Source organism: Streptomyces sp. LBL (assembly GCF_029893585.1).
GTDB lineage: Bacteria > Actinomycetota > Actinomycetes > Streptomycetales > Streptomycetaceae > Streptomyces.
Genome location: NZ_JARXYX010000011.1, coordinates 33133 through 41018 on the forward strand (window position 1 = coordinate 33133; position 7886 = coordinate 41018).

The 7886-nt window shown below is 70.7% G+C and carries 6 protein-coding genes; 3 read left to right on the top strand and 3 right to left on the bottom strand.

Annotated elements, in window-relative coordinates; all coding sequences use genetic code 11:
• Positions 1-113: 113 nt before the first annotated feature.
• Together M2271_RS15365 and M2271_RS15370 are read right to left on the bottom strand one after the other, a co-directional pair.
• Positions 114-1736, bottom strand: coding sequence for a cation acetate symporter (locus M2271_RS15365; protein ID WP_280887755.1), 1623 nt, complete (start codon positions 1734-1736; stop codon positions 114-116).
• A complete protein-coding gene (locus M2271_RS15370; protein WP_280887756.1) occupies positions 1733-2089 on the bottom strand; it encodes a DUF485 domain-containing protein in 357 nt (118 codons plus the stop codon). The genes M2271_RS15365 and M2271_RS15370 overlap by 4 nt, the downstream gene beginning before the upstream one ends.
• Before the next feature lie 433 nt (positions 2090-2522).
• On the opposite strand from M2271_RS15370, the gene M2271_RS15375 reads away from it, so the two are divergent.
• The gene (locus tag M2271_RS15375; RefSeq protein WP_280887757.1) at positions 2523-4106 is read left to right on the top strand and encodes a S8 family serine peptidase; all 1584 of its coding nucleotides are present in this window, start codon (positions 2523-2525) and stop codon (positions 4104-4106) included.
• Positions 4107-4671: 565 nt separating this feature from the next.
• Positions 4672-5691, top strand: coding sequence for a CopD family protein (locus M2271_RS15380; protein WP_280887758.1), 1020 nt, complete (start codon positions 4672-4674; stop codon positions 5689-5691).
• A 145-nt stretch (positions 5692-5836) separates the two neighbouring features.
• Here M2271_RS15380 and M2271_RS15385 read toward each other — a convergent pair whose 3' ends face one another.
• Positions 5837-6547, bottom strand: a complete 711-nt coding sequence (locus M2271_RS15385; protein WP_280887759.1) for a VIT family protein — start codon at positions 6545-6547, stop codon at positions 5837-5839.
• A 256-nt stretch (positions 6548-6803) separates the two neighbouring features.
• Between M2271_RS15385 and M2271_RS15390 the strand changes: the two genes are divergently transcribed.
• Positions 6804-7838, top strand: a complete 1035-nt coding sequence (locus tag M2271_RS15390) for a DEDDh family exonuclease (protein WP_280887760.1) — start codon at positions 6804-6806, stop codon at positions 7836-7838.
• Positions 7839-7886: the final 48 nt, after the last annotated feature.

Sequence of the window (7886 nt, forward strand, 5' to 3'; positions counted from 1 at the left end):
CGAGCCTACGCGACAGCACTGACATCGACAGAGCCCGCTCCGACGAGGTACGGCGCGGCCGCGTCGCAGGGACCTACGACGCGGCCGCTCAGGGGCGGATTCCGGTGCCGGAGTCAGTGGGCTCCGGTGCCGGTGAGGGACCGTACCTCCAGCTCCGCGTACTTGGCGGTGTTCGGCTCCTCCTTGGAGAGGTAGGTGCCGAGGATGCCCAGCAGGAAGCCGACCGGGATCGAGATGAGGCCCGGGTTCTCCAGCGGGAACCAGTGGAAGTCGACGTCCGGGAACATCGACGTGGGCTTGCCCGAGACCACCGGGGAGAACAGCACCAGGCCGACCGCCGTGACGAGGCCGCCGTAGATCGACCACAGGGCCCCGCTGGTGGTGAACCGCTTCCAGAAGAGGCTGTAGATGATCGTCGGCAGGTTGGCGGAGGCGGCGACCGCGAAGGCCAGGGCCACCAGGCCGGCGACGTTCAGGTCCCGGGCGAGGGCGCCCAGGAGGATGGAGACGGCGCCGATACCGACGGTCGCCCAGCGGGCCGCGCTCATCTCCTGCTTCTCGGTGGCCTGGCCCCGCTTGATGACGTTCGCGTAGATGTCGTGGGCGAACGACGAGGACGAGGCCAGGGTCAGACCGGCGACGACCGCGAGGATCGTGGCGAAGGCGACCGCCGAGATGGTGGCGAGCAGGATGGCGCCCCAGTTGGAGTCCACGCCGCCCAGATGCAACGCCAGGAGCGGTGCCGCCGTGTTGCCCGCCTTGTTGGAGGCGATGATCTCGTCCGGTTTGATGAGCGCGGCGGCGCCGAAGCCGAGGGCGAGGGTCATCAGGTAGAAGGCGCCGATCAGACCGATGGCCCAGATGACCGACTTACGGGCGGCCTTGGCGGTGGGCACGGTGTAGAAGCGGATCAGGATGTGCGGCAGGCCCGCGGTGCCGAGGACCAGGGCGATACCGAGCGAGAGGAAGTCCAGCTTGGTGGTGCCGGTGGCGCCGTACTTCAGGCCGGGCTCCAGGAAGGCGGCCCCCTTGCCGCTGTTGTCGGCGGCCGAGCCGAGCAGGTCCGAGACGTTGAAGTCGAACTTCAGCAGGACCAGGAAGGTCAGCAGCAGGGCACCGATGATCAGCAGCACGGCCTTGACCATCTGGACCCAGGTGGTGCCCTTCATGCCGCCGATGGTGACGTACACGATCATCAGGACGCCGACCAGCGCCACGATGCCGATCTTGCCGCCGTCGCTGGTGATGCCGAGCAGCAGGGAGACCAGGACACCCGCGCCCGCCATCTGGGCCAGCAGGTAGAAGATCGACACGACGATCGTCGAGGTACCGGCCGCCGTACGGACCGGGCGCTGACGCATCCGGTAGGCGAGGACGTCGCCCATCGTGTAGCGGCCCGAGTTGCGCAGCGGCTCGGCGACCAGGAGCAGGGCGACGAGCCAGGCGACCAGGAAGCCGACGGAGTACAGGAAGCCGTCGTAGCCGAAGAGGGCGATGGCGCCCGCGATGCCGAGGAAGGACGCCGCGGACATGTAGTCGCCGGAGACGGCGAGGCCGTTCTGGAAGCCGGTGAACTGCCGTCCGCCCGCGTAGAAGTCGGCGGCGTCCTTGGTCTGGCGTCCGGCCCAGACGGTGATGACGAGGGTCGCGACGACGAACACCGCGAACAGGGAGATGATCAGTGTGCGGTGCTCGCCGGCCTCACCGGCGGCCAGGGTGGTGATCGCGGGGCTCATGCGCCGCCCTCCATCCGGGACTTGATGGCTTCCGCCTTGGGGTCGAACGTGGCGGCCGCGTGGCGGGCGTACCACCAGGCGATGAGGAACGTGGTGAGGAACTGGGCGAGGCCCAGCAGGAGGGCCACGTTGATGTTGCCGAAGACCTTGGTGCCCATGAAGTCGCCCGCATAGTTCGACAGCAGGACGTACAGCAGGTACCAGACGATGAAGGCGCCGGTCAGCGGAAAAGCGAAGGAGCGGTAGGAGCGGCGCAGCTCACGGAACTCCGCGCTCTCCTGCACCTCGGTGAACTCCTCGGGTGAGGGGAGTGTGTGTTGCTCCCTCGAGGGTGGCGGTGCGTCGGTGGCCACGGAGTCTCCTCGCGTTGCGGGTGCGGTGGTGACGGGGATCGGGAGCGAGTGTCCTCACGCCCCCTGCCCAAGGTCACGGCGGCGCGCGAAGGCCGGTTCAACAACGAGGGCGTCTTTCCGAAGTCACCTCCGGCAGGTCACCTCCGGGAAGTCACCTCCGGCAGGTCACCTCCGGGAAGTCACCTCCTGGAAGTCATTGCTGGCCAGCGACTTCGGAAGATAACTTCGAGCCTGCACCACCCGTCATGTACCTGCCCGAGCAGCATCTGTGTCTTCTACGGGTTCGGCATCGTCAACGCGCTGCAACGGGCTGCGCGCGGTGAAGCAGCCGCGTACCGCACGGCGTCCGGACTCCACGGCTCCCCGTCCTGTCCGTCCTCTCCCACTTCCCGCACGGTCCGCCCGTCCTCGAACAAACTGGAGACACCGACTCATGACAGCGCCTCACCCGCGTTTCCGGCGCGCGATCACGATCCCGCTCGGCATGGCCACGGCCACGGCCCTGGCGTTCCTGCCCCAGGCCACGGCGTCCGCGGCGGACGTGCCCGGCACCGACGTCCCCAACGCCGTGGCCGGCGTCGGCGGCGCCGTGAACGACGTCCTCGCCTCGGTGGGCACGGCCGACGCCACCGCCCTCAGCTATGTCGTCAACGTCCGTGCCGGGTACAGCCCTTCCGCGCACCTCAAGAAGGCCATCACCGAGGCCGGCGGTTCCATCGTGACGTCGTACGAAAAGATCGGCGTCATCGTCGTCCACTCCTCGAACCCGGACTTCGCCAAGACCATCCGCAAGGTCAAGGGCGTCGACTCGGCCGGCAACACGCGCAACGCGCCGCTGCCCGCGCAGTCGACGACCGACCTGGGCACGCCGAAGGCGCTCAGCGCGTCGGAGGTCGCCGCCGCCGAGGCCAAGGCCTCCGCCGGGCAGGACCCCCTGGAGCCCCTGCAGTGGGACCTGCCGGCCATCAAGGCCGACAAGGCTCATGAGAAGTCGCTGGGCAGCAGCAAGGTGACGGTCGGTGTGGTCGACACCGGTGTCGACGACACCCACCCTGACATCGCGCCCAACTTCGACCGGGCCGCGTCCGTCAACTGTGTGACGGGCAAGCCCGACACGACCGACGGGGCGTGGCGGCCGAGTGCGGCGGAGAGCCCGCACGGCACGCACGTGGCCGGGGAGATCGCGGCCGCCAAGAACGACGTCGGCATGACCGGCGTGGCGCCCGGTGTGAAGGTCGCCGGCATCAAGGTGTCGACGACCGACGGCTACTTCTACACGGAGGCCGTGGTCTGCGGCTTCATGTGGGCGGCCACGCACGGCGTCGACGTCACCAACAACAGCTATTACACCGACCCGTGGTACTTCAACTGCACGAACGACCCGGACCAGAAGGCGCTCGTGGACGCCGTCTCCCGGGCCTCGCGCTACGCGGAGAAGAAGGGCACCGTCAACGTCGCCGCGGCCGGCAACGAGAACTACGACCTCGCGGCCGACGAGATCACCGACCCGGCGTCCCCGAACGACGGCACGCCCTCGGACCGGGTGATCGACCCGTCGAAGTGCCTCGACATACCGACCCAGTTGCCGGGTGTCGTGACGGTCGCGGCGACCGGCGCCAAGGGCGTCAAGTCGTCGTTCTCCAACTACGGCCTGGGGATCATCGACATCGCCGCGCCCGGCGGCGACTCGACGGCCTATCAGACGCCGGCGCCGCCCGCGACAAGCGGTCTGATCCTGGGCACCCTGCCCGGCGGCAAGTGGGGCTACATGGCCGGTACATCGATGGCCAGCCCGCATGTGGCAGCCGTCGCCGCATTGATCAAGTCGACTCACCCGTACGCCTCGGCGGCCCTGGTGAAGACGCTGCTGTACGCCGAGGCCGACGCCACACCGTGCACGAAGCCGTACGACATCGACGGCGACGGCAAGGTCGACGCGGTGTGCGAGGGTTCGAAGAACCGCAACGGCTTCTACGGCTGGGGCACGGCGGACGCACTGGACGCCGTGACCAAGTAGATCGGCCTGGTCAACATGGGCGGACACGGCCCCATGGATTGATTCAGTCAATACCGCACAGTTCGGTCATGACTGACGTCGCGGCCGTCTGGTCCGCGTCGGGCGGCGATCCGCCCTTCTCTCCCGCGCGTCGACCGTCGTGCGGGAGGGCGCTTCTCAGGGGCGCCCTCCCGTACGGGCGTCGGCGCGCGCCTGCGTCGGCAGGGTCGCACGGCTGACGCTCGCTCACTCGGACGGCGGAGCGGCGGGGTACGCCAGACGGCGTACGACGAGGCCGGGACCGGACCGAGACCGGGCCGGGGACCTGGCCCGCCGAGCCGGACGGTGCGCTGGAAGTGCTGCGGTACGCGCACGCTCGTCCCTGTCCTTCACGGACGGCTCACTCGACTGGACGCGCCCGCCGGGGCTTCGGGGGTCTCGGACAGGTCGCGCTGGAACTGAGTCATGAGGCCGCCGGGCAACGTACTCACCTGGGAAATCACGCCGGACTTATGGGCGGAACACCGTTCCTCCAGTTGTTTTCCTGGACTTGCCCCGTTCTGTGACAACTGGTGAAGATCGTGAGGTGACGTTGATACGACCGACCTCCGAGGCGCCCGACGCGAGCGGCCCCAGACCACGCTCCGGCGTGGGCCGGGCCGTCGTCGTTCTTGTCCTGGTGGCCCTGGGCGCGCTGATCCCGCTGCTCGGGCCGTCCGCCGCGCTGCACGGCACCGGGGAGGCCGCCGCGCCCGGCGCCGACGGCATCGCGCTCCTGCGTACGGCGCTGTTCGCGGCGCTCAGCGTCCCGCTGGGCGAGCTGTTCGTGCGCCGGCTGGCGCACGCCGTGGCCGGCGCGCCCCCGGCCGCACCCCCGACCGTGCTCCGCAGTTGGGCTCCGTACGCGGCCGGCGCCGGTTTCGTCGCGGCCCTCGGACTCGCGTCGGTCGTGGCGACCGGCAACCTGGTACCGGACAGCGTCGGCGCGATCGACATCGGCGGCCTGTACGAGTCCCGTGCGGGCAGGCTCGCGCTGGTGGAGGTCAACGCGTTCCTCGTGGCCGGCCTGTGCGCCCTCTCGCGCCGCCCGGACACCCAGGTCTGGCCGCTGGCCGCGGTGATCGTGGCGGAGGCCCTGCGGGCGCATCCCACCACCGAGACGAGCGCACTGCTCGGTTCCGGGCTGACACTGGTGCACCTGACCTGCGCGGCACTGTGGGCGGGCGGTCTCCTGTCCGTGCTGCGCACCCTGCGGCGCTGGCGCTCCCCGGCGGCGGGCGCGGCGCTGCTCGCGGTCTACGCGCGCCTGGCGGCCCTGCTGCTCGCCGCCATCACGGCGAGCGGGGTGGCGAGTTCGCTGCGCCGCATGCCGGCCGGCACGATCCTGGAGCAGCTGACGGCGACGGCGTACGGGCGCACCCTGCTCGCCAAGGTGCTCCTCGTGGCCGTCGTCACCGTGCTCGCCCTGTGGGCGCGGATCCGGCTGCGCCGCGCCACCGAGCCGCTGACCGCCTGCGTACCCGCGCGCGCGGAGGTCGTCGCCCTGGGGCTGGTGGTCGCGGTGTCGGGACTGCTCACCGCGTTGCCGCTGCCGATCCGGTGGTGAACCTCAGGCACCACGATCCGCGGACACCACGATCCGCAGGCACCCGACCCAAAGTCACCCCCGGTCCTCAGGCACCACGCTCCTCAGGCACCACGCTCCTCAGGCACCACGCCCCAAAGGCACCCCCGGTCCTCAGGCACCACGGTCACGCGCCCGCCGCCCCCAGCAGCAACCCCGCCGCGTATGTCACCGCCATGGCCAGCGCCCCGCCCGCCACGTTCCGCAGCATCGCCCGGCCCGGCCCTGCCTCCCCCAGCCGGGCGCTGCTCCAGCCGGTCAGCGTGAGCGCGGCGAGGACCGACACCACCGTGACCGGCACCCGCCAGTCCGCGGGCGGCAGGACGATCGCCAGCAGCGGCAGCAACGCCCCGACCGTGAACGCCAGGAAGCTCGCCCAGGCCGCGTGCCACGGGTTGGCGAGCTCGTCGGGGTCGATGCCGAGCTCCACGCGCGCGTGCGCCCTCAGCGCGTCCCGTTCCGTCAACTGCTCGGCCGCTTCCCGGGCCACCTCCCGGGTGAGCCCCCGCTCTTCCAGCAGCTGGGTCAGCTCCTCCAGTTCGGCCTCGGGCTGCTCGCGCAGCTCCCGCCTCTCCAGCGCCAGGGCGGCCTTCTCGGAGTCGCGCTGCGTGGAGACGGACACGTACTCCCCCGCCGCCATCGACATGGAGCCGGCCAGCAGGCCCGCCAGGCCGGCCGTGAACAGCGTGGAGCGGTTCGCCGTCGCGCCGGCCACGCCGACGACGAGACCGGCGGTGGAGACGATGCCGTCGTTCGCGCCCAGGACCGCCGCTCGCAGCCAGTTGAGGCGGGCGCCGAGCGCTCCGGCGTGGGCCTCGTCATGAGTGGGTTCGGTCACATCCGGAGGATCGTACTCCGGGCGTCGGAGAACCCGTACCGCCCCGTGCCGACGCAGGTCGAGCCGGATGAGCGGCAGGGAGCGGCGAGGGCGGCGCGGGCGGCATCGAGGAGCGAACCGCCCGCCGCACGAGGGCACTTCGGCCCGCACACTGTCCCGCGAGAGTTTTTCACCCTCGAACACACGGGCGCCGCACGGAACCTGACGGACGGGTACGGGACGGCGCTGTCAGTCGGGGCCCGTATCCTCAGGGACCATGCTCGAAGACCGCACGATCGCAACGTCCTCCGCCACGGGGTGGCCGCCTGCGTATCCGCAGGGATACGCGGTCGTCGACGTGGAGACCACCGGCCTGGCCCGCGACGACCGGATAATCTCCGCGGCCGTCTACCGTCTGGACGCGCGCGGCGAGGTCGAGGACCACTGGTACACGCTGGTCAACCCGGAGCGCGACCCGGGCCCCGTGTGGATCCACGGTCTGACGAGCGACGTACTGGACGGCGCGCCCCTCTTCACGGAGATCACCGAGGAGTTCTCGGCTCGTCTCGACGGCCGGGTGCTCGTCGCGCACAACGCGGTCTTCGACTGGCAGATGATCGCGCGGGAGTACGCGCGCGCGGAGCGTGAGGCGCCGGTGCGGCAGCGGCTGTGCACCATCGCGCTGTCCAAGGAGCTGGGCCTGCCCCTGCCCAACCACAAGCTGGAGACCCTGGCGGCGCACTTCGGCGTCGTACAGCAGCGTGCGCACCACGCGCTGGACGACGCGCGCGTGCTGGCGGAGGCGTTCCGGCCGAGTCTGAGGGCCGCGGCCACGGGCGGCGTACGGCTGCCGTTGCACGAGTGCCGGCCACTGACCGAATGGTCGGACCGGCCGACGCCCCGGATCGGGCAGCAGGCGGGCTCGGGTGGCTACGGCGGCTCCAGCGGTTACCCCGGCTCGGGCGGCTATGGCGGCTACCGGCCCGGCAGTTGGCGCACCGCCCGGAAGAGGCCCGCGTGCCCGTACCCCAACCCGGGCCGCTACGAAGAGGGCAAACCGCTCAAGCAGGGCATGCGGATCGCGTTCTCCGGTGACACATCGATCGAGCGGGACCTCCTGGAGGACCGCGCGACCGAGGCCGGACTGCATGTCGCCACCAGCATCTCCCGGCTGACCAGTCTGCTCGTCACCAACGACCCGGACTCGGGCACGTCGAAGGTGGTCAAGGCCCGCCAGTTCGGCACACCGGTGGTCGACGAGGCGGCCTTCGGACAGCTGCTCAGGGATGTCGAACCGGCCGCGGAGCAGTGACCGTACGACGGGTGCTCCGGGCCATGCTGCGGGTGACTCAAGGCTGTT

Coding starts and splice junctions, on each gene's coding strand:
- M2271_RS15390 (WP_280887760.1), top strand. CDS start 6,804: ATGCTCGAAGACCGCACGATCGCAACGTCCTCCGCCACGGGGTGGCCG.
- M2271_RS15375 (WP_280887757.1), top strand. CDS start 2,523: ATGACAGCGCCTCACCCGCGTTTCCGGCGCGCGATCACGATCCCGCTC.
- M2271_RS15365 (WP_280887755.1), bottom strand. CDS start 1,736: ATGAGCCCCGCGATCACCACCCTGGCCGCCGGTGAGGCCGGCGAGCAC.